The following is a 20,495-nucleotide window of genomic DNA, read 5'->3' as shown; positions in this document are numbered from 1 at the left end:
TCGCGTTCAGATAAAACGACCTACCCCTTCAAACCGTTAACCCTTAACCAATCGTTCCATAGGACTAAAAATGAACGACATCGAACATCTCCACCAGTTGATCCTGAATCTTGCCGCGCGTTTGCAGGCAACCGAAGCCATCGCGACCACTGCCATCGCTCTTATCTGCACCATGGATGACAAGAAGGGTGGGGTAAAGGACAGGTTCCTGACGGAAACATTCCCGATGCTCCTGATGAATGCTGCCAATGCACCGTCACAGGCGACGAAACCGGAACTTGACCAATGGCTGCGCCAGCGTGAGCAGGACTTCCTTAATGAGAACCTCCAGAAAGTCACCGCCCAGATCGAGATGCTGGCTAACCAGACCAAAACCAAAAATACCGTCAATTAAGGTACAAGACGGAAGGATCGCCATTCCATGAATTCTCGAAAGCAGGGCGGTCAGTTCACAGTCCGCTCTGCTGCCGGGGTGGCGCCAGCACACTTACCGAGGTGTATCAGGACTGAATCATTGAGTTACGCGGCATGGCCGGTGGCAAGGTGAAGGCGTGCTGTTGATGTCGTTCGGGCCAGATTTTGCCAAGGGTGCGGCCTTAAGATCGACCAAGCCGAACCACCGACGCTTCGCTTCTCGACGTGTCTGCCGCAGGGATGCTTCACACTCTCCCTTTCGATGTCAACGGCGGCTTGCTATTTCCCGATACTTCCCGGAATTTCACTAACTTACTGTATTTAATGAATAAAAATTTTATGCGCATCCTTGATCTTCCCGAATATTCTGTTCAAATCATGTGCTGAAAGTTGCTAATCTGTTGCTAGGATTTGATATGCCAATTACGAAAAACGACGTAGACGGCCTGACACCCGACACAATTTTGTGGGATGACGGCAGGGGTAGCGTGGCAGGTTTTGGGGTGAGGCGGCAGCGCGTCGCTCGAGTGTTTATTCTCAAGTATAGCGTTCGAGGGCGTTCGCGATGGATGTCTATTGGAAAGTATGGATCACCATGGACCGTTGAAACAGCTCGTCTCGAGGCAAAACGCCTTCTAGGCTTGGTAGCATCAGGTGGCGACCCGGCGGCCGCGAGAGACGAACAACGATCTGCTGAAGGTCCGTTGACTGTCGCGGAACTCTGCGACGATTATATGAAAGCTGCCCGTGCAGGTGCCATTTTAACTCGCTTTCACCGACCTAAGAAGGAGTCGACGCTTCAGATTGATGTGGGTCGCATTGAGCGACACATTAAGCCACTTATCGGAAAGAAGCATGTGATCGAGGTGGATTCTAAAGTTGTCAAGCGTCTGATCCACGATATCACGGTGGGAAAAACAGCTACGAGTATCAAAACTGGGACCCGCGGCAGAGCAATTGTAACTGGGGGTGCAGGTTCTGCTGCTCGCGTCGCGGATTTGCTGTCAGGGATTATGACATGGGCAGTCGATGAAGGCTTGATCCGCGACAATCCTGTTCACAGAGTTCGCAGATACCGAGGACAGCCACGGCAAAGATTCCTATCAGAAGTAGAACTGAAACAACTGGGAAAGGTGCTATCTGCCGGACGCGATTGTAATGAAAAAGCAATTCATCGTTATGCTCTGACAGTCGTTCATCTACTTGTGTTGACGGGATGCAGACTAAACGAAATTGCTTCTTTGAGATGGTCTGAAGTCGATTTATCTCAGCGATGTTTGCGTCTCGGGGACACGAAGACGGGGCAAAGTCTCAGAGCAATTGGTAGCGCAGCAACGAAAATCTTATCGAACATCGATAAACTGTCTGGTTCAGACTGGGTATTCCCTGGAGCAAGGGGAGACGGCCCGTATCAAGGAACGAAACGTGAGGCTGCCCGAATATCTCAAACAGCGGAATTGGATAATGTCACTTGCCATACTCTCCGGCATACGTATGCGTCTTTTGCTTCGGGGTGTGGGTATTCTGATGGCACAATAGCTGGACTGTTAGGGCACAAGGGAAGAGGCGTTACTTCTCGCTATATACATCGTCCGGACAGCGCGTTGCTTGCGGCTGCGGAGGACGTCAGCGAGCATATCAAAGGGCTGTTGAACGTGACGTCTAACGACGCGAAATAGCCTAAATTATGACAACTGGCCAGCGGGTATACCTGTTCTAGCAGGCATTAGTTCGGCCTTGGGCGCGCTGCTAGACCGGGTTGAAGATGCTGCTCCCTTGGGCAGACGTTAGGTGGAATTGGCGAGCAAGATGGGCATTCTAGCCGGGCGCCGAGATTTCAGAAAAAGGCCCTTGTTTGTCGTGTCCTGACTGTTCTTGAAGGCTTTATGGGGACATATTTGACAAACAATAAGAAACAGCCTGATTGTCGGTAACGCGCATTCAAGTCACCACCGGGGTGAATAAGGCATATACTAATTGGAACGCCGTGCGCAGGCCTTTTTACTGGGCGTTCTATGCCTCGTTCACGACCGGAGTAACTTCCCTAGCGCGGTTTCTCCTCCGGCTGCTGTTTCGGCGGTTAGGCCTATTGCGGTAGGCTGCCCGCCGATTGTACCGTCAACGGCTGCGTCTGCCCTTCATGAGCATGTAGGCCATTAAGGCCACCAGACCAACAGAAACCCACGCGGAGCGGTGCCTGGGACTTCTCGTGCGTATTGTACGACATGTTGGCCACGTTCACGTGCATCTTCGGCGAGAACATTTACAGCGTCTTTCGTTGATGCGAGCGCGTCATCAGTCGCGCTGGATAAATTGCTGAGATGATCTGACAGGCGGGAAGATAGGCTGCTGACCTCTCTGCGCGTGCGTAGATCTGTTCGGAAAGCATGCTTTCGGGGTGCCATGCCATAAGATTCTCCTTTTAAATTATCGGACCGAAACGACGAACAGTAAGGAATTGTTCGAGTTTTTGCATATTATGCCTGGCCATTAAGCGGCCATTTCCCGGCAAGTCGCGGCACATAGATCACAAGCGGCGACACATTCGTCCATCCCATCGAGTGCCTCGCAGCTCTTGGAGCAGGCCTCGCATATTTCAGCACAGGCTCGACATACCGCTTGGTGCAAAGGCGTCCGCAAGAGCATGATATGGGCACAGCTCCTGCATATTTCGGCGCAAGTAAGCATGGTTCGAAAGTGTGTGGGTTCGACATGTTCCCCACCTTCTTCGAGGCAGTGTGTGGACGCCATTCCGATGCATGTCTGATAACAAGCTAAACATGCATCAATGCAGGCTTTCATCTCGTTATTGTTCATCGTTCCTCCTCCCTACTGTTCCTTCCTAAGGAACGCATCGAAACTATAACTGTTCCAAACGAAGATTTCTTGGTGCTGACCGCCCGGTGGCGCACTTGACTGGGGGCCAAGGTTTGATCCCGATACTTGCAACGAATTAAAGAGCAATTGACTCTTGATCAACAGTGCGAAGGCAAGCACGTCCAGACCAAACAGCCGTAGCACGGAAGCCGTAGTCTACCGCAAACTCTACGAGACATCCCGCGGGCAACGCTTACGTGCGCGACAACTGACCGCGGCATCCGTTGTGTGCCTATCGCTTGCAGCAAGAGGACGTCACGTCGTCACGTCAGCTACGGTATGTACCACGTGCGTAGATGGTCGACATGGATAAGACTTACAATAGACAAGAAAGTGTGTTCGAGGCGCTTTTGGAGGCGCTGATCGAAGTAATCGGGTATGTTGATAGGGCTGAACCCTTCAGGATTATTGTACTGGGTTGATGATCCCAGTGGCGCGCGAAAGCGTAGAGCCGCTGGCGGCGGTAACATCGCCGGGGCTGGTTTCTGCCAAGCATCAATCTCTGCTGCATTTCGTAGAGCAAGAGCCCTGGTCTGATGACGCCTTGATGTGGAGGGGCCTGAATTGTCATCGCCGACGCTCAATGAGGTCGGCGTAGCAAATTAATTGTGGTGATTATCAAACGCGCTAGAATGGCTATCTGCCCATTCGCTTCCGCCTGGAATTCCCAGAACTGAATTTGAAGAATGTCTATGGATTGCTTGAGCGCACCTTTCACCGAATACAAAGGCGCTGCTTGCTGCGCAGTATGACTGAACCGCCTGACTATTCGTCGGCACGCACCTGTGCGTGCGAAATTAATCCGAAGATGAAAGTTCCTCCAACGACGTTCCCGAACAAAGTTGGGAGCCCGAATTTAAAGATGCTATCAAACGGGGTGACTTCTCCAATCATAAGTAAAAATAGCACCTCAATTGAACCCACTACGATGTGTGTTAAATCGCCGATAGCTATGAGGTATGTGATGAGAAAGATTAATGCTAGGTGCCCCTGCTTTGTACTGTGAAGCATCCAGACCAACGTAGCAATAAGCCAGCCTGACATTATTCCCTTACTGAATAGTTCATTGCTGCTGTTGGCTATAAGGTGCTTACCCATGTCAACAAACGTATTGGTCACTTCGTCCGAGAAAATCGGCATACTAACCATAACGAAGGCTGCAATTGCACCGCCAATCAAGTTCCCGAAGAGAACAATGGTCCACAACCTGATCATTTTCACGAAATGAGACAGCGTCGGCTCTGTCATAAAAGGCAAGACAGGAGTGATCGTATTCTCCGTGAATAGCTGCTGATTGGCGATGATGACGATGATGAACCCGACCGTGTATCCTGCGGAGCTCACAAGGAAGAAAAGATCGCTGTCTGGAAGGTAAGTCTCCAAAATTCCCCGAGCGATCATGGATGTGCTCATAGAAATTCCGCCTGCAATGGCTGACCAGAAAAGCGCCATTGCATCTCGGTTGATTTCCTTCTCACCATCACGTCGGATTAGCTCGTGGATGGCGGCTGACTTCGATGGAAGTCTTTCCTTCAGCCCGTCTGCCGTCGGCTCCGTCTCTTCCGAACTGGACATCCTGATCCCCTGACTATTTTCGCTTTCGGCAAATAGTGCGCTTCAGATGTTTGTCGATAGGACGGAACCCGAATAGTGGCGGTTCGTTTAGTCTGTCTTGGACAGGAGAAATGAATGCGTAAGTCGATATTGTTCTTAATTTTAGCCGTTGCTGTAATCTTGGGATTTATCTTCGCAACACCTTATTATTATGGGGTGTCTCCTCAGAACAGCGGCGAACAAGGCTCTTCTGAGGTTCAATAGGCCCTTCTTTCGTAAGATGCGGAGTGAAGATGTAAGGCAGTTCCATGATTTAAACTCGGAGTAGGAAAATGAAAAACTTAGTCATATTTGCGCTACTACTGATCGCCCCGAATATAGCTGTTGCACAGGAATCAGGTATGCCGACACAGTCAGGCACGCAAGAACCGGAGGTGCCAGGCAATCCGCCATCGTCTCCTAATCAGCCGCCGTCTGACCCAGATGCGGTTCACGTTCCGCTAAATTCCGAGCCACAGAAGCAGGACCGCGTGAAAAAAGAGGAAGACGAATGCGCACCGGGAAAGGATGCGAAGACCTGCGTTGAGCGCCAGCGCGGGCGAAAATAGAGCGCTGTTTGGGTGGTCCAGTTAGGCCCAAATATGTTGCACTATTAAGGACTATTTCACCGGATGTGCTTTTATGCGTATCAGAATATTCTCATGGCGAAACACGCTGACGTGAAAAAATTACACCGAGAAGATCCAATTGAACAGTATGGGCTGAATGATGGGCCAAGAAGATGACCAGCAAGAAAACACTTAAAATCAGAAACTTAAAGAAGCATATGGCGGAGAGGATGGGATTCGAACCCACGGTGGAGTTACTCCCATGCCGCATTTCGAGCGCGGTATTGTGCCGGGATTAAAGGTTAGACCTAACTATACGAACGGCTGTGGAAAGATCCTCTGTAAAAGACATGGCAAAAGTGCCGGTAGTGCACAGGTACAGTGAAGTGTATGACATATGGCAAAAGGGGAATTTTGCCATATGTAGTCGCGTCAAACTAGCGTTCATATTGACCGGAAAGGGGCCGTTTTCTGTCCGGCAGCTTCACGCTAGGAACACGGCCAAAGCGGACGTTCAAACCCTCGAGAGATTAACCGGATCCGGCCTATTCATGTGTGAGGTCCCCAATTCCTGCCAACTTCAGTACGATGGGAACTGGAAGGTCTGCGGCTTTGGCAGACGTGATCCGCGGATCCCCTATCGGGCAGCGGAAGAATTCGAGAAAAAATCGGTAGGCTGTCCAATTGCAGGCAGCGTGAAGATCGTTGTTCGTTGAACCTTCGATTTTCGTCGCAGATGCGCATCTCATCTCGCCTTTGGCATAGTCGAAAACAAACGCGGCGGGAGTAACTGCCAACATCTTCTTGCACTGTCCCAACAGTTCGTTTCGTTCCTTGGCGCTCATCTGTTCACCCGGCTCATGTCGCTTAGCCTGCACAAGGACTGCCTTCGAATATTTCTGCAAGGGCGTGTCAACTCGGACGTGGATGATCATGTCGGCGCCAATGCGCTTCTCCTCCGCGGCCACCCCTTTGCGATGACGCAGTATCGAACTCGACCACTTGAGCCCACCGATGTCACTAACACCTTCTGCGGAGAATTCGGCATCGAGACTGCCTATCAGAACACCGGTCAAATCGTCCTCATCGGTCACGAGACCATCGCGGTATTTTGACATCGCCCTGGCGACGGCTTGCTCTGCAGAGTGGGCTGCAGTCCGCATCGCATCGTCAAAACCCATTTAGCGTTCTGTCGGCCTTTCGTCCGTTTACAATAGGGCGCCTATCTGTGACGCATCCCACTACCTGAAGCCTTTTGGAAGGGAGGATCGACTCCCTCGAACAACGCTGAGCTTGTAGCACGGAAATGCTTTGCCTCAAGCCGGCAATGGTTTCCTGGCGACAAGATTGGGCCACTGGCGGACGGTCCGATATCCGGAGACGAGCCCACTCAGGCGGACAGTCATAATTCTGTATCCGAGAGGCTCCTGAATCTGGAATCGAAAATTAAAAGCGAATATTTGCGGCGCATCGAATTGTGTGACTGTGGCGTACTTAACAACAATAGTGGGACCAAGATCGGCGGTAGCCCTCTGCCGGGTTAAGGCTGCATTTGGTTTGACTTAGAACACAGTACCAACTTTGCCGATCCACGCGTCATTGCGACATATAGGTTCTTGGCATCAAGCTCATGGGCTTCGAGGATGACGCAAACGTCGGCTTCAAGACCTTTAAGCAGCAGGGTGCTACCTACGGAGCGTTTGGCGAGAGGGCGTCCTATGAGGCGGTGCTGTTCTCGTATTCGGACCGCGGCATCGTAGAATGTATTGCCGTCCGTGCCGTCGCATTGCTCGAGTGCTTTCACGCAGGCACGAACAACGGCAGGGCGATGCTGTCGTACACCGCCTAGCTTGTTAATTTCCACTATCAGATTGGCCGCTGATTTCGGGGATGGATTGGCGCAGAAAGAAAGGGCGGCCTGTTCGGCATCGGAGGCGGCTTTGCGTGCGGTTCCATTTTGTAATGAGCGGACGCGCGCAATGAGGTCGGGTGCGCCGACATTGGTCATGACCTCACCGGCGAAGGTCGCGAGCTTCGCAAAGGCGTCAGTTGCCCTAAAGTCAAAACGTTTCGCAAAATCAACAAAATCTCGCAGATCGACATTTTCGACGGTGACTGCGCCAGGTGTACGGCTTGCCATATCCCGCTGACTTTGCGGGCTGGTGCTGCGTCCGATAATCAGCACGCGACCCTCAGCTGTCGGAGGTGTCGTGCGTGCCGCCCGCATCTGCCTCACCATGTCCTCCGTACCATCCAAATGAACCCAGCAAAGCTCTGCGGGGGCAGTCGTAAGATCTATCGCTTCGCTGTTCAGAAGCTTTTTGCGCACCTTCAACAGCCAGCGCCCAAAATCTTCTTTGCCGGCGTTGATCCAACGCCACGGCGTTTCAAGTTCACCGGCAATGGGGAAATGTTTGCATACATGCTCATCCCAACTCGCCAGTTGATCACTTCCAAAACCGAAGATGGCCTGCATGGGATCGCCTAACACACAGGTCGGCAGCGTTTGCGCCGCATAGGCGACGACGGCATGCTGTCGAATTGAGCAGTCCTGATATTCATCGACAATCAGGCGTTCATAACTCGCTGCGAGGACCTCGTTGATATGTCCGGCCTTCAGAAGATTCATGGCGGCGACGCGGATATTGGGATAGTCGCTTCTGGCGTTCGCCAGTTTCAGAATGTTCGGGTCGTACGCACCACGTTGCGGAAACATGGAGATGAGCCTCATGGCCCACCCGTCTATGGTTGAAAGTCTATAGGCATTAGAAGGAACGCCTGCCCTGTCCAAACGTCCACGAAGGGCGACGACACCTGCGTTTGTGTGAGTCAGCACCAGTATCGGCTTACGGCCGGAGTGGCGGGTAAGGGCTTCGGCAATCAGATGGGTCTTTCCGCAGCCTGCCGGTGCGGTAACCGTGCCCTTGGCTATAGTCAGCAAATCAATTTCAGGCTCCGGCATTGCTAGCCCACGCGAACACAGCCTCTGCTGCATTTCTGAAATACACATCTGCATCCTGAAGGTCAGGGCCAACAATCTCCCGAGCCGCCTGTTCCATCCAACCTAGCTGTTTAAACCACCCCTTTTTTCGGATGCTGGATGCATTCCCCAATACAACTCGTGTTTGTCGGCTGTAGCCGCCAATCAACGCACCAATCTGGATGCTTTTCAGTGTTTCGCCGTTTTCAGCTCGTGACTGAATATGCCCGCCAATTACATCTTCGCCATGTAATTCGATGGCAAGATCAATAAGCTTGCCGACTGCATCATCAGACAGGCACATGAACAGTTCCGCCTCCAGGCAGCGATCATCCCGCCAAGTGAAGACGGCCCCGCCGCTGTCGATAAATGCCTGATGGTTCTCGGCTGTCGGTTTCTGATCGTCATCTCTCAGAACGGCTGTGCGATAGCCAAGGGACCGCAATGGTACCGCGCGGCGGTAAGCGTCGTTTGGCCCGCCGCCTCCAGCATCAACGAGGGCAACACCTAGTGCGGCAATCGAAACCTGCCCCTGACTTTCGAAATATTGGTCCAGTCCACGTATGAAGCCGACTTCCGTTGCCCCTTCACAAACAATGACAGATGTTGCCAAAAACGCATCAGGGTATAAACGAATTGTTCCCTGAACGACGCTATCGGTACCGACGTCGATTACGTCATGATGATCGTCATGGCCGCGCACCACACAGAGCTGGTGCCCCCCCAATTCTCGTAGTGCGATCGGGGAATGGGTAGTCAGGAAGGCTTGCAGCGGCGCTTCAGCTTCCTTTGCGCCAAGGGATCCCAACAACCGCATAATACGGTGCGGTTCGAGGCCATGCTCCAGTTCATCGATCAAGATGATTGATGATGACTGAGCCGCCATACGTTGCAAACCAGCAATCAGCAACCTTGTAGACCCGATCCCAAGGCTTTTAAGCGGAATGCCTGATTCATTGTGAAGGGAGATGGTGCCGCCGCTCACTGATACCGAATGCGAGTCCAGCATTGCTTTAACCTCGTCACCGACGGGGATACCAAGATATTTGGCCGTATCCGCCACGATTTTGAGTGCGTCGCCAAGTTGCACCTTTGCATCATCGCCGAAGGCGACTCTTGCTTCCCGTGCCGCTCTAACGATTGCGGCCGAGGCGTCGGCACGCTCCTCACTCAGACGATTGAGCACCGATCCCCGACGCCAACCGAGATTGAGATCAGCGTAGGCGCCAATGCGGGTTGGCGCAAGGCGTGCCCTGTCTGCCCACGACAGGTTACGATTCAATCCTTGAGCTTCGGCGCGATCAGACACCAGAAACCAAGACGGCTCTAAATCACCCTCGACTTTCAGGCGTAGTGTCAGGACTGTCTCGGCGTCTTTTTCAGGTTCGTCTTCGATAACACCGGTCTCAGTGATGAACCCCCGCAGGAACATGCCATAGCTGTCTATACTCTTTAGCGCGTCATCCAATGCACCGATTGTGAGCGTAATCTGGATAGGTTTATCGACATCAAGATTGTGAAAGTCAACGTCCGTCATCTGAAGATTTCGACGGGCGCCCAGACAATAATCAATTGCGTCAAGGACTGTTGATTTGCCGCTGTCACCGGAACCGATGAGGCAGTTAATACCGTTTGACGGTAGCCAGGAGAGGTTTTTAATACCTCTGAAGTTCTCTATTTCTAATTTTCTGATCCGTGACACTAATTGCTACTCCTCCTCCCGTCTTCCAAACAATTTATTGTGCTGCGATTCTAACTGTACCCAGAAAGAATATCATCTCAATATGTTGGTAGTGAAGGCCTTCCCATCCCTGTAACTGCCTATCGGGGTTTCCCAACGCCCCGTCTTCTTCCTAGCCCTTCGGGCATCGGCCCGGCACGCGATTAACGACAATTTTTAGGATCAGACCGGCGTCTGCGAACGACCGAAATGGAGGCGCCAAACAGTCCGACGGCTTGCGCCCCATCAATGCCGGTCAAGAGCTGGCGCTGCGACCCCGGAAGCTGTCGAGTGCAACGACGGATCGGCACGCCGCTTGGCGATCGACTTCAATTCATCCGTGTGTCGGGTTCCCCATTCGCAAAGCTGGACGAGGGCTTGTGCGAGGCTGCTGCCGAAGCTGGTGAGCGAATACTCGACCTTGGGCGGGATCTCGCCAAAGTCGAGACGGTCGATGATCCCGTCCGACTGCAACTCCTTGAGCTGCTGGATCAACACCTTGTCGCTGACCTTCCCGATCGCGCGGCGCAGTTTGCCGTAGCGCAATGCGCCGTGCATGAGGTGATAGAGGATCAGCGGTTTCCACTTGCCGCCCATCACAAACAGGACAGCATCCAGACCGCAGGTGAAGGGACTTGTCATTACACGCGCTCCATTAAATTTTGGCACTTACCAAATGGTGCATACTAGAATAACAGGCGGTGTGCCCCTAATTCAACCTCTCCACAATAAAGGAGAACGAGGTTGTCATGGGCAAACTAGAAGGAAAGATCGCTGTCATCACCGGCGCCAGTAGCGGCATCGGCCTCGCTGCTGCCAAGCGGTTTGTGGCCGAAGGCGCCCACGTCTATATCATGGGTCGTCGGCAGGAGGAGCTCGACAAAGCGGTCGCGGAGATCGGCTCCGACGTGACGGCCGTGCAGGGTGACGTGTCTCGGCTTGAGGATCTGGACCGCCTTTTTGGGACGGTGCGCGCCCAACACGGGCGCATTGACGTACTGTTCGCCAACGCGGGCGTAGGCGAGCTGGAGCCGCTCAGACAAATTACGGAAGCATCCTTTGATCGGACGTTCGGCGTGAACGTTAAGGGCGTTGTTTTCACCGTGCAGAAGGCCCTGCCGCTCATGGGCGACGGGACGTCGATCATCCTCACCGGCTCGACCACCGGAACGATGGGAACGCCGGCCTTCAGCATCTACAGCGCAACGAAAGCCGCGATCCGCAATTTGGCGCGCAGCTGGGCGTTGGACCTAAAAGGCACGGGCATTCGCGTGAACGTCCTGTCGCCTGGGGCCACCGCAACTCCAGGTCTGCACGGCGTTGCGGTGGCCGGCGGAGAAGACGCGATCTATGAGCAGCTCATCGCCCAGACCCCTTTGGGGCGGATCGCCGATCCCGACGACATCGCTGCAGTCGGTCTTTTCCTTGCATCAGACGATAGCGCCGTGATGACCGGAAGCGAGGTCTTCGCGGACGGCGGCATGGCTCAGGTCTGATCCGTTAGCAAAGCCGGTCGAAGCACGAACGGCGGCTATTTCGCATAGCGAGCCGTTCGTTGCCGGTCTGCTTTCGGGCAGCGGCCAAGCTGGTCTCTACGGCCGAAATTGCGCGCAAAGCGGACTGGCAGCTTAGAGGCTACCGAAACCGCGTTCAGTCGGAGGCTATAGACCTTCAACGATATTACCTAGCTTGGGTATTTTCAGGCAAAATGAGGTTGGAATAAGTTGTTCCAAGCGCCAATGAAAGCTCGTAAATCGTTATGATTGTCGGGTTGCGCTGTCCCCTTTCAAGGCTGCTCAGATACTGCTGGCTGAAGCCTGAACGCTCCGCCACTTGTTCTTGGGTCAGGCCCTTTTCTCTTCGTATCCGGGCAAAATTATCGCCAACGATTTTTCGCACATCCATGCGTGGATTGTTGGCACTTTACATACTATAAGTTTATCAACTATAGTATGTAAAGTGGACATCAGATGGCAGCGCGGACGCTATGCTGTCGCGGCGTGTGCTGCGAGGAGGGACTCGATCACGTGAGGTAATAGTTGCGATGCGTTTAACGCGCTAACTGCGCTTCGGTTTTCGGCCCGCACGCATGGGCCGAGGCGCTTGAGCTCCGTCAGGCACTTTTGAAACTAAATCCACAATGTCTATCGACAACGCTTCAGCCAGTCGCTCGAGCAAATCGATAGTGGGGTTGTAGTCACCCGTTTCGATGCCGCTGATTGCGGTGCGATCAACATTTGCATCGACCGCAAGGTTCTCCTGCGTAATGCCCTGGTTTGAGCGTATTTGCCTTAAATTCCAAGCAATTCGGGTGCGTGCGTTCATGCCCGAACGCGACCACCTTGATCCTTATTAATCCATCGTATATATTCGACATATTAATCATAGGCGGCACCCTTCGGCACTTACGCACAGCTGAAGGCGTGCCGTTTCGCACATTTGGACACCATCTTGGGGGAGTAATCATGCATCATTATGTGAATGCCATGCGGCAGTATGCTGTGTTTTCGGGGCGCGCGACGCGGTCGCAGTATTGGCTGTTCAGCCTGGTATTGTTCGGAATGTTGATCATTGCCTTGATGATGGATCAGGTTTTTGGCGATACGACCACTGATGAGCCTGCGGGGGTAATTACCGGCTTGGTGTATTTGGCCCACCTGGTTCCGTCGATCGCTGTTGGCGTTCGTCGCCTGCATGATACCGACAGATCAGGTTGGTGGTTGTTGGCGGTGTTCGTGCCGCTGATTGGTCAGCTCGCCGTGCTGATTTTCATGTGCCTGCCATCGGCGCCAGGCCGAAACCGATTTGACCTCGCACCGGGATCCGAACCGGATGAACGATTTGCTGGATCCAAGCCTGCGACTCCAGCTTCGGGGGACTCTCTCGATCAGTTGGAAAAAATCGCATCGTTGCGCTCCTCTGGAGCGATCGACGAAGATGAATTCCAGCAATTGAAAGCCAATGTGCTGCCCCGCTCGTCCAGGTGAGGTGGGGCCATGGGGGAGCATTTTCTATCAAAGCGGCGGCGTTTGCCGCTGCTTGGCCTATCATCAACGAAGACCTTAGCGTTATCAGAACATGCCTGGGCAGGGCAGGGTGATGCGCGATCATCGCTTCTGGCGTTTGCATTCATTGCTGCCATCATCGTTATCATGGCTGTAATATTCATCCCAACCATCGTTGCGTTTCGTCGACAACATCCGAACCGGTGGCTCATATTCGTCGTCAATTTTGCCTTCGGCGGCACGGTTGTCGGTTGGGTAGCCGCGTTGGTTTGGGCATTGCATTATGTGCACATTAGCGAAGACGGCAGCAATGGCGGAGAAAGCGGCATCAATCTCTTCGTCAATGACCCTGTTAATGTTCGCGTCGATCCCAGTATGAACGAGGATCAGAAGATCGCTTTGCCGGTTAGCCCGACAAGCAACCCAAATCCATCGAAGGACCATTCGGATGCTGAGACCGTGAATGCGTTGCAGCGTTTGAAGACGCTGTTCGAAAGCGGAGCGATTTCGGCTGAAGAATTTACAGCACTTAAGGCACCTATCCTCAAACGCTACATTCACAAGACGGGGTAAAATATGATCATGGAGCAGAATCATTCAGCGCCAGCGCTTGAGCTCGCACAAAGTTCGAACACTTTAAAGTTCGTTCTTGGTCAGGTTTTTTTACTCAGTTCATTCATTGCATCGCTGAGTTTTGCTGCGAGCGTCCTAGTGCCTTCAGTGAGCTACGCCAACGAACCGCAAATTATCTTCCAGGAAAACGGCTGGATCGCTTTTCCAAAGCAAAAAGACCCGGAAAAAGGCTGCGTCATGGGGCGTCACATCAAGAACAATGTGCACGCCATTATATATGTAAACAACAATGAGACTTTCCAGATTGGTTTGACGTCAGCTGATTGGCGCCTTGAACAAGGAACGGAGTGGAAGGGGGCGATTGCATTCGATAGCGACCGGTCAATAGCGACGACGGTGAGAGCGTCGTCACAAAACACAGTTGTCGTGCCATCAGGGGCGGGAGAAGACAGCCTTGAAAGCCGTATCCGTGCTGCAGCTAAGGTTCGTATAACCTTCAACAATGAAACCTTTAGCATTTCGCTCAAGGGCTCGAGCAACGCACTCGATATGCTTTGGTCCTGCGCCGAAGGCGGTATGGGGGCTTCGAGCTTCAGCTTGCCAATACAATCGGGATTTTACGCCATTGCTGAGGGCAATTGTTCTGGCGGTTTGGGACCTAACGTCATTTATACCGATAGCAAATCGCTGAACTGGCCAAGTTCCGCTTGTCGTTTTGAGAATGTCGAGAAAATAAACCAGTCGCAATATAGGGTAAAGCAAACCTGCGGGCGCAACCTCGATGACGTCGAGACGACAGAAGATATCTATACGATCCAAAGCGCGACGAGGTTTTCATTCAAGTACGGCGACCAATTGACAGCGCTAAACCGGTGTAACCCTAAAACCCTGCCGCAAGCTGCTGGGGTCACCTCGCCATTCTACGCATTGCCGACGACTGAAGAGATCGCCGAGTATGCTCGATCAAAGATTGAAGCCGATGATGAAAACGGCCCGCATTCAACAGAAACTGCAAATTCAACACCCAATCTTTCCGCCATTGATTGTCTCATTGCGGTCGGCGGCGAAACATATGCTGATGGCGCGTGCCAGTGGCGAGCCGATAAAAGTGGCAGCTTCTCTGTTTATTCGGGCAAGTACTCGGCTGCTGTGAATGTCGACCATGTCTCGACCGTTCATAGCGGATACTGGAACGCTGGCAAAGGTAGTTACAGTCAGCCCGATATTGCTATTGGTTATATGCAGCAGGACGGAGCTTGCTGGAAAAGCACAACAGCAACGATATGTGCCTGGAAAATTGGCGAGCGCCAGCGAGGGGGCGACCAACAATTTCCCGGAGAAAGTGTCGTCCAAAAAAGCATGACGGGGCGAATTGTCGTCGGTTCGACCGACAGTGCGTTCGAAATCACGGGGAGTGACGGCGGGAATTCCTACGGTTTCCTGACCCAATCTAATGTCGGCCAAGAAATCTTCAAAATCTGCCAAATGGACAATGAATGCCGGATTGAAGGCAATTTCAATGAAGAGCGAAAATGGATCGAAGCCGTCAGCCACGTCGAAAAAATGCCGTCTGCTCCGGGGAGCGTGCAGTCAGAGCAAACTTTGCCGCAAAACACAGACCCGGGTGCATTTATTGTCAATTCTCCTACCGGCCAATCCGTCCTCGATGAACAGCAGCAAATGCAGATGAAGAAAGATAGCCCACTCATGTATTACATGTTTGGCATCGTAAACTACGGCCCTGGTAAGCCCGTTCAACTGGATCATGACGATATCGCTGTTGTGAAGAGCCAAGTCGGGCAGCAGCTTCGGGATGAGACGTCGGCACGTTTCCGGGATGATATCGCTGCGGCGAGGATCTTTGATGGCAGTTATTCCGTTTGTGGTTCAGTGAACGGTAAGAACCAGTTTGGCGCTTATTCTGGATATGCTCCCTTTTGGGGCATCTATAACGAACAAAAGAAGAGCTTCGATTTTGTTATTATCGGTAATACGGCGGTGCGTATGTGCCAGGAGACTGGTGTAACAAAGGCGACAAACATTCCGTTTTGATGTGGTTGGGTTTGGGTATGCTTTGTCGAATGGCATGACACGCATTTGGCAAAGCCGTGTGAAAGCACGCGTCATTTTGTTCATACTCTTCCTCGAAGAATAAGTAGTGTCTCCAACGAGAAAAATGAAGTGAGTACTACTAAGATATTGATATTGCTTCTATAATTATGGCTGCACCTTGACAAGCGATGAACTTTCGGCTTTAATGCCGACATCGTTTGTCAAGTCGAGGCCCAAAATGGCGCAGCACCGGCAAGCCCGCACGGTGAATACAACCCAGATAAAACAAGCGCTTCGAACAGCAAATACCCTCCGACATCCTGACCGCAATGCCGCCATGTTGCTTTTAAGCTTCAAGGCTGGACTTCGTGCAGGCGAAATCGCCAAGATCGAATGGTCAATGCTGCTCGACGCCAACAACAAACTCGGGACGTCCATCAACCTGCCGGGTCGTATTACGAAAAATGCTCATCCTCGGCGTGTGCCTATACACCCCGATCTTCGAAAAGCTTTGCAAAAGCTTGCAAAGGGTAGGGGCAATTTGAATGGCCCTGTCATCGTAAGTGAGCGGGGCAGGGCAATGTCAGCAAAATCCGTCGTCAACTGGTTTAAGCATATTTATACGCTCGCCGGTTTGGAAGGATGCTCATCGCACTCAGGCCGCCGGACATTTGTTACGCAGGCCGCTAGGCTTGTTCACAAAGCCGGTGGATCACTGCGCGATGTGCAGCTTCTCGCCGGTCATCGATCGATCACCACCACCCAAGCTTATATCGACGGCGATAGCGATGCGCAGCGTAAGCTCGTTCGCATGATCTGAGCCAGCGCTCAGTTACCTAACTCCAACAACAATGAAATGAACCTAGATCCTGAACAGAGGAGAACCTCGCATGACCAACGGCCTAGAACAAAGCAAGAACATATTGCAATCTCAAATCATCGCGGCGCTCAATGATCGCTTGCGCAAATACGGGATCGGCGGTCGCATTATGATGACACAACGGATCGCGGCACTTCAGCAATCAGAGATACACGACATTGTTCAGGCCATTCGCAGCTTTGATAGTTTTACCGAGGAAAACGATCCCCATACCGAGCATGACTTTGGCTTCGTTCAAATCGCCCAGCATTCGGTTTTTTGGAAAATCGACTATTACGATGAGAGCTTGTCGATGCATTCACCTGACAAGGCAGATCCCAATGTGACCGTGCGGGTTATGACCATCATGCTCGCTGATGAATATTGAGCAACTGGCAATCGCAATCATGGCAGACAAACATGAGCCGAAGCTCAGGCCGTATCTTCAGGGCAATCTCGATTCGCTTTGCGGCATATATGCTCTGATCAATGGCATTCGTTGGGCCTTAAGAAATGACCCAGTATCGGCGAAAGGTCAGCATTGGGAAGAGCTTTTTCGAAAACTGACCGATCACGCCATTAAAAATCGGGGCCATCTCGAGCTTGTGAGCGAAGGATTGTCGCTGTACGGCATGATCGCGTTGACGCATGTCGCCCGCGATCATATGCGCGATTATCACGATATAGAGCTTTTGTTTCGACGACCGTTTGCGCTTGGCAGACCAACCGAAAGCGATCAAACCCTCCATACAATCGAAGCGCATCTTGCTAGTGCAAACACGGCAGTACTGGCGGCCGTCTATGGAACGCTCAACCACTGGTGTGTCGTCAAGCAGTTCGATGAGCATCGCGCTTATCTCTTTGATAGCGACCACCAATTGCACCTGCCGAAATCAGCGTTTCAGCCGCAGGAATTTATCGAAGAAGGCCAGCGACGACGCGCTCATTTGCAGCCGAGCAGTATAATTCTATTGAACGCTGTGAGCGACCCCATAAAATGATCACGGAAAATAGCACAACAGGTGGATTGACAAAAAACAATAATAATGAATTAATCAGCTAAGGGGTGGTGCTGAGATACTATCGTACTCGGTGCTTAACGTCCAAATACAAATAAAGAGTATTTGGCAGCTCATGCCCTTCTTGGCATGTCGCCCGCTAAAAGAAGTAAATAAAGCTTCTACAAAGCAGGTTGTACTCCGAACACAATTTAACACACACGTGTTGGATTTGGTTCGGGTATAATCACGTCTGTGTTTGCCCGAAACCTGTTCCTTCACGCATTTGCGATAGGAGCAATAATGCAGGGCAACAGAAATTCAGGGAAAATTTCAGCTTCATATTTGGAACTGACTGAACATCTTGTTCGTCAGTATGGGCTTTCACTCGGCATTTTCGCAGGAGCGATAAAACGTAAGCCCCGAATAGCGAAGGCTATCTCGCCGTCGCCTATCACATTTCAACATCATCATCTTTTGACCTCGGAGCAAGCGGCAGCTGTACTTGGGCTTCGCGCAAAAACGCTCGCCAATTGGCGAGTAGAAGGCATTGAGAAACTACCATTTCGCCGGATCGGGGGAGCTGTTCGATATCAGTACAGTGACTTGCTGGAGTTCATCAACAGCAACAAAAAGATCAACACATCACAACGTTAAGGAGAGGCATCATGAAAAACAACGCCGTTGGATCTCGTAAAATTGGGTCGGGAAAACCAAAGCAGGAGATACGATCTGGGAAAAAAGGCGGAATAACTAATAAGAGCAATGTTAATACAGTTCGCGTTGTAAAAACTAAGCCGAGGAATACAAGCAAATTACATTCTAGTTCATTAAGGAAGATACAGAATAGTGGTGTACAAAACAGATTTGACACCGCAAAGGAGGAAATTGTTACTTATAAATCGTCGCTATTAACTGCGTTGGATGAATTGCGAGATGCGATTACATCTGATCGTGGTGGTTACCGAACGAATCTCCGGCGAAATCTAGCGACATCATATGAATTAGCATTTCGCATGAAAATGGATCCCGATTGTAAGCTACAATTTGAATCTCATCTCGAATGGGAAAATTTTGCTAACATTCGGATTTCCAAAAAGGATCCTGTATCCTTGTTGGTCGCCGTGCTTGGGTATGTGTTTGGTTACCAAACTCGGGAGAAGAAGAAAAAAGTAAGCAAGCTAAAAAGGGCACTCGAACCATATTTTGTCCATGACATCGACCCAGGCGAAGTCGCAGCGATTGTTCTCAAAGGCGGCGCATCAGCGCTTTTGAAAAAAGCTGGCGCAAATTCGGGAGGCGACCACAAGCATGAAGCTCACTCCAAAAAGAAGCGCGCAACGGAAGCTAAGCTGAAATTTGATTTCGATCCTGGCGAATACAGAGATCAACTAATGGGGCTTAATGGCCCGCTGATTAGGGGAGCAAAGCTAAAATTGATTCCAAATCCGAACGGTTCGATGGAGGTGGAACTGCTGTCGCTTAAAGCGACAGCGTAGAGGTGACTGGCTATGTAACACCTTTCACCGCAATTATTAACCTATACCCCATGGTTAGCTATGACCAAGCCGATCAAGCAAGTCAAAACAGCGGTAAAGCCACCTTACCCAACTCAAGCTTCATTTGAACGAAAGCACAGGGAGTACGACAAAAAATTAAAAGAATATCTGACAACAAAAAGGGGAAGAAAGCCTGAAAACCAGCATTTTGTAATCGAATTACAGGAGAGATCAGCACTGTCGCATTATGCGACAAACTGCACGGCACGTATAGAATTCGCGAGATCGGCGGTCAGAAAGCTGATCGCAATGTGGAGCAGCGACAAGGAGAATGAAAACGTCCGGGACTACGCATTTCTGACCCTGACACCGCAATTTTCAGCTTTCCCTTTGTCGGTAGCTGGAACTTACGATTGGTCACAACTGCAATCATGGGCCAACAAGAAACTGAAAGGGCTGAATTTTCTAGGGATCGTTGAGGCGGCCTTTTTTAGTAATAAATCGATCGGCAGCAAGAAGGAGCCGACCGTATCGTGGCACCTACATGTAATCGTATGGGGAGCGAAACGAGAAAAGCTACGTAGCATAGTCAGGCAAATTAACGCGGAGGAAACAGCGCTTATAGAAGACAAGAAGCCAGCCCATTTTCGAATGATTAAGGGGCGAAAGGACTTAGCCTGCACGACACGATACATGCTTAAAAGCGTGCAAAGTGATTATCGGGTTTTTACGCGAAAAGGACGCAAAAAGGACGGTACGAAAGACTGGGATCAGAAGAAGGGTGTTATCAAACCAGGCAACGCAATCAAAATGCATTGCCTATTCAGGGGAGCAACGATCGAAGATCTTTGTATTTTCGGCGGCGAGGGAAGGAGATTGTTTCGGCTTGTCACCAAGCGCACAGATCGGAGAATTCAGGCGATTGAAACGGAAAGGCAACGGAAGATAAATGAAGCCAGTAAGGGCATTTCATTAAAAGCTGTCGAGAAGCGATTGGCTGACCTGTGATTTACGAACCGGACAGCGAGGGCATTTTCATACACCCTGGCTGTCCGTAACTTTGGCTGTTTTTTGGCGATTGATCTATCCTGACATTTTGATGAGTTGCCTTATCACACGCCTCTTGCCATTCGCTTGTTGGGTTTTTATCGTTCCATCGATTGCAAGCGTTTCTACTTTCGGAAACGAAGGTGGAAATATTGATGCTATTTGCATATGAGAGGCAATTTGTATGCGCCGTCTCTGCCCCATTGATTTTGGGTTTGCGCTTGAAGTATTGAGGTTTCGATCATTCGATGAGTGAGCACATTTGTTGCTCACAAATGAGCTAATTTTTGCTTTCATTCAATCTGCGCG

At 51.3% G+C, this 20,495-nt stretch carries 20 protein-coding genes and 2 pseudogenes; 14 read left to right on the top strand and 8 right to left on the bottom strand.

Annotated features, from left to right (window positions below; translation table 11 throughout):
* Positions 1-70 precede the first annotated feature (70 nt).
* The 3 genes and pseudogenes from F9K91_RS23535 (at position 71) to F9K91_RS23525 (ending at position 2,093) form a co-directional block, all read left to right on the top strand.
* Positions 71-394, top strand: a complete 324-nt coding sequence (locus tag F9K91_RS23535; RefSeq protein ID WP_151678884.1) for a hypothetical protein — start codon at positions 71-73, stop codon at positions 392-394.
* A gap of 119 nt (positions 395-513) precedes the next feature.
* Positions 514-658: pseudogene (locus F9K91_RS23530) on the top strand (invasion associated locus B family protein); the annotation flags it as partial.
* Positions 659-830: 172 nt separating this feature from the next.
* Positions 831-2,093, top strand: coding sequence for a tyrosine-type recombinase/integrase (locus F9K91_RS23525; protein ID WP_151678883.1), 1,263 nt, complete (start codon positions 831-833; stop codon positions 2,091-2,093).
* Positions 2,094-2,904: 811 nt separating this feature from the next.
* Here F9K91_RS23525 and F9K91_RS26470 read toward each other — a convergent pair.
* Positions 2,905-3,231, bottom strand: a complete 327-nt coding sequence (locus F9K91_RS26470; protein WP_012093623.1) for a four-helix bundle copper-binding protein — start codon at positions 3,229-3,231, stop codon at positions 2,905-2,907.
* 469 nt (positions 3,232-3,700) lie between these two features.
* Between F9K91_RS26470 and F9K91_RS26750 the strand changes: the two are divergent.
* Positions 3,701-3,889, top strand: a pseudogene (locus tag F9K91_RS26750) (transposase); the annotation flags it as partial.
* A gap of 167 nt (positions 3,890-4,056) precedes the next feature.
* On the opposite strand, the gene F9K91_RS23505 reads toward F9K91_RS26750, so the two are convergent.
* From F9K91_RS23505 to F9K91_RS23480, 5 genes are all read right to left on the bottom strand, one after another.
* A complete protein-coding gene (locus F9K91_RS23505) occupies positions 4,057-4,866 on the bottom strand; it encodes a formate/nitrite transporter family protein (protein ID WP_012093622.1) in 810 nt (269 codons plus the stop codon).
* 1,132 nt (positions 4,867-5,998) lie between these two features.
* On the bottom strand, positions 5,999-6,634 hold the full coding sequence (locus F9K91_RS23495; RefSeq protein ID WP_151678882.1) for a hypothetical protein: 636 nt from the start codon (positions 6,632-6,634) through the stop codon (positions 5,999-6,001).
* A 359-nt stretch (positions 6,635-6,993) separates the two neighbouring features.
* Positions 6,994-8,487, bottom strand: a complete 1,494-nt coding sequence (locus F9K91_RS23490) for a UvrD-helicase domain-containing protein (protein ID WP_235913415.1) — start codon at positions 8,485-8,487, stop codon at positions 6,994-6,996.
* Positions 8,402-10,135 (bottom strand): ATP-dependent nuclease, encoded by a 1,734-nt coding sequence (locus F9K91_RS23485; protein ID WP_151678881.1) that lies wholly within the window; start codon positions 10,133-10,135, stop codon positions 8,402-8,404. The genes F9K91_RS23490 and F9K91_RS23485 overlap by 86 nt, the downstream gene beginning before the upstream one ends.
* A 264-nt stretch (positions 10,136-10,399) precedes the next feature.
* Positions 10,400-10,795: a winged helix-turn-helix transcriptional regulator gene (locus F9K91_RS23480; RefSeq protein WP_151678880.1), complete on the bottom strand. Its 396-nt coding sequence runs from the start codon at positions 10,793-10,795 to the stop codon at positions 10,400-10,402.
* 107 nt (positions 10,796-10,902) lie between these two features.
* Between F9K91_RS23480 and F9K91_RS23475 the strand changes: the two genes are divergently transcribed.
* Positions 10,903-11,649 (top strand): SDR family NAD(P)-dependent oxidoreductase, encoded by a 747-nt coding sequence (locus F9K91_RS23475; RefSeq protein WP_151678879.1) that lies wholly within the window; start codon positions 10,903-10,905, stop codon positions 11,647-11,649.
* A 184-nt stretch (positions 11,650-11,833) separates the two neighbouring features.
* Here F9K91_RS23475 and F9K91_RS23470 read toward each other — a convergent pair whose 3' ends face one another.
* Both F9K91_RS23470 and F9K91_RS23465 read right to left on the bottom strand, forming a co-directional pair.
* On the bottom strand, positions 11,834-12,058 hold the full coding sequence (locus F9K91_RS23470; RefSeq protein ID WP_125303090.1) for a helix-turn-helix domain-containing protein: 225 nt from the start codon (positions 12,056-12,058) through the stop codon (positions 11,834-11,836).
* Between the two features lie 153 nt (positions 12,059-12,211).
* Complete coding sequence (locus F9K91_RS23465) at positions 12,212-12,478, bottom strand: helix-turn-helix transcriptional regulator (protein WP_125303093.1); 267 nt, start codon at positions 12,476-12,478, stop codon at positions 12,212-12,214.
* 140 nt (positions 12,479-12,618) lie between these two features.
* Between F9K91_RS23465 and F9K91_RS23460 the strand changes: the two genes are divergently transcribed.
* From F9K91_RS23460 to F9K91_RS23420, 9 genes are all read left to right on the top strand, one after another.
* On the top strand, positions 12,619-13,140 hold the full coding sequence (locus tag F9K91_RS23460; RefSeq protein ID WP_125303096.1) for a DUF805 domain-containing protein: 522 nt from the start codon (positions 12,619-12,621) through the stop codon (positions 13,138-13,140).
* Between the two features lie 9 nt (positions 13,141-13,149).
* Positions 13,150-13,731 (top strand): superinfection immunity protein, encoded by a 582-nt coding sequence (locus tag F9K91_RS23455; protein ID WP_151678878.1) that lies wholly within the window; start codon positions 13,150-13,152, stop codon positions 13,729-13,731.
* A 3-nt stretch (positions 13,732-13,734) separates the two neighbouring features.
* Positions 13,735-15,783, top strand: coding sequence for a hypothetical protein (locus F9K91_RS23450; protein WP_151678877.1), 2,049 nt, complete (start codon positions 13,735-13,737; stop codon positions 15,781-15,783).
* A gap of 238 nt (positions 15,784-16,021) precedes the next feature.
* On the top strand, positions 16,022-16,603 hold the full coding sequence (locus F9K91_RS23445) for a tyrosine-type recombinase/integrase (protein WP_151556404.1): 582 nt from the start codon (positions 16,022-16,024) through the stop codon (positions 16,601-16,603).
* Positions 16,604-16,673: 70 nt separating this feature from the next.
* The gene (locus F9K91_RS23440) at positions 16,674-17,030 is read left to right on the top strand and encodes a DUF3768 domain-containing protein (RefSeq protein ID WP_125303105.1); all 357 of its coding nucleotides are present in this window, start codon (positions 16,674-16,676) and stop codon (positions 17,028-17,030) included.
* Positions 17,031-17,049: 19 nt separating this feature from the next.
* Positions 17,050-17,643, top strand: a complete 594-nt coding sequence (locus tag F9K91_RS23435; protein WP_151556403.1) for a hypothetical protein — start codon at positions 17,050-17,052, stop codon at positions 17,641-17,643.
* Between the two features lie 300 nt (positions 17,644-17,943).
* Entirely contained in the window at positions 17,944-18,297 is a 354-nt protein-coding gene (locus F9K91_RS23430) for a helix-turn-helix domain-containing protein (protein ID WP_151556402.1), read from the top strand.
* 11 nt (positions 18,298-18,308) lie between these two features.
* Positions 18,309-19,139 (top strand): hypothetical protein, encoded by an 831-nt coding sequence (locus tag F9K91_RS23425; RefSeq protein ID WP_151678876.1) that lies wholly within the window; start codon positions 18,309-18,311, stop codon positions 19,137-19,139.
* A gap of 60 nt (positions 19,140-19,199) precedes the next feature.
* Positions 19,200-20,147, top strand: a complete 948-nt coding sequence (locus F9K91_RS23420) for a hypothetical protein (protein ID WP_151556400.1) — start codon at positions 19,200-19,202, stop codon at positions 20,145-20,147.
* Positions 20,148-20,495: the final 348 nt, after the last annotated feature.

This window comes from Brucella tritici (assembly GCF_008932295.1).
In the GTDB taxonomy this organism is placed as follows: domain Bacteria; phylum Pseudomonadota; class Alphaproteobacteria; order Rhizobiales; family Rhizobiaceae; genus Brucella; species Brucella tritici.
Note: the sequence above shows the minus strand (reverse complement) of the source record. Positions and strands in the feature narration are given on the sequence as shown.

Bases quoted from the DNA above. Each gene is read 5' to 3' on its own strand.
- F9K91_RS23420 (WP_151556400.1), top strand. From the start codon at position 19,200: ATGACCAAGCCGATCAAGCAAGTCAAAACAGCGGTAAAGCCACCTTAC.
- F9K91_RS23425 (WP_151678876.1), top strand. From the start codon at position 18,309: ATGAAAAACAACGCCGTTGGATCTCGTAAAATTGGGTCGGGAAAACCA.
- F9K91_RS23480 (WP_151678880.1), bottom strand. From the start codon at position 10,795: ATGACAAGTCCCTTCACCTGCGGTCTGGATGCTGTCCTGTTTGTGATG.
- F9K91_RS26470 (WP_012093623.1), bottom strand. From the start codon at position 3,231: ATGAACAATAACGAGATGAAAGCCTGCATTGATGCATGTTTAGCTTGT.
- F9K91_RS23525 (WP_151678883.1), top strand. From the start codon at position 831: ATGCCAATTACGAAAAACGACGTAGACGGCCTGACACCCGACACAATT.
- F9K91_RS23440 (WP_125303105.1), top strand. From the start codon at position 16,674: ATGACCAACGGCCTAGAACAAAGCAAGAACATATTGCAATCTCAAATC.
- F9K91_RS23435 (WP_151556403.1), top strand. From the start codon at position 17,050: ATGGCAGACAAACATGAGCCGAAGCTCAGGCCGTATCTTCAGGGCAAT.
- F9K91_RS23430 (WP_151556402.1), top strand. From the start codon at position 17,944: ATGCAGGGCAACAGAAATTCAGGGAAAATTTCAGCTTCATATTTGGAA.
- F9K91_RS23450 (WP_151678877.1), top strand. From the start codon at position 13,735: ATGATCATGGAGCAGAATCATTCAGCGCCAGCGCTTGAGCTCGCACAA.
- F9K91_RS23465 (WP_125303093.1), bottom strand. From the start codon at position 12,478: ATGAACGCACGCACCCGAATTGCTTGGAATTTAAGGCAAATACGCTCA.
- F9K91_RS23460 (WP_125303096.1), top strand. From the start codon at position 12,619: ATGCATCATTATGTGAATGCCATGCGGCAGTATGCTGTGTTTTCGGGG.
- F9K91_RS23470 (WP_125303090.1), bottom strand. From the start codon at position 12,058: ATGGATGTGCGAAAAATCGTTGGCGATAATTTTGCCCGGATACGAAGA.
- F9K91_RS23445 (WP_151556404.1), top strand. From the start codon at position 16,022: ATGGCGCAGCACCGGCAAGCCCGCACGGTGAATACAACCCAGATAAAA.
- F9K91_RS23505 (WP_012093622.1), bottom strand. From the start codon at position 4,866: ATGTCCAGTTCGGAAGAGACGGAGCCGACGGCAGACGGGCTGAAGGAA.
- F9K91_RS23475 (WP_151678879.1), top strand. From the start codon at position 10,903: ATGGGCAAACTAGAAGGAAAGATCGCTGTCATCACCGGCGCCAGTAGC.
- F9K91_RS23455 (WP_151678878.1), top strand. From the start codon at position 13,150: ATGGGGGAGCATTTTCTATCAAAGCGGCGGCGTTTGCCGCTGCTTGGC.
- F9K91_RS23535 (WP_151678884.1), top strand. From the start codon at position 71: ATGAACGACATCGAACATCTCCACCAGTTGATCCTGAATCTTGCCGCG.
- F9K91_RS23495 (WP_151678882.1), bottom strand. From the start codon at position 6,634: ATGGGTTTTGACGATGCGATGCGGACTGCAGCCCACTCTGCAGAGCAA.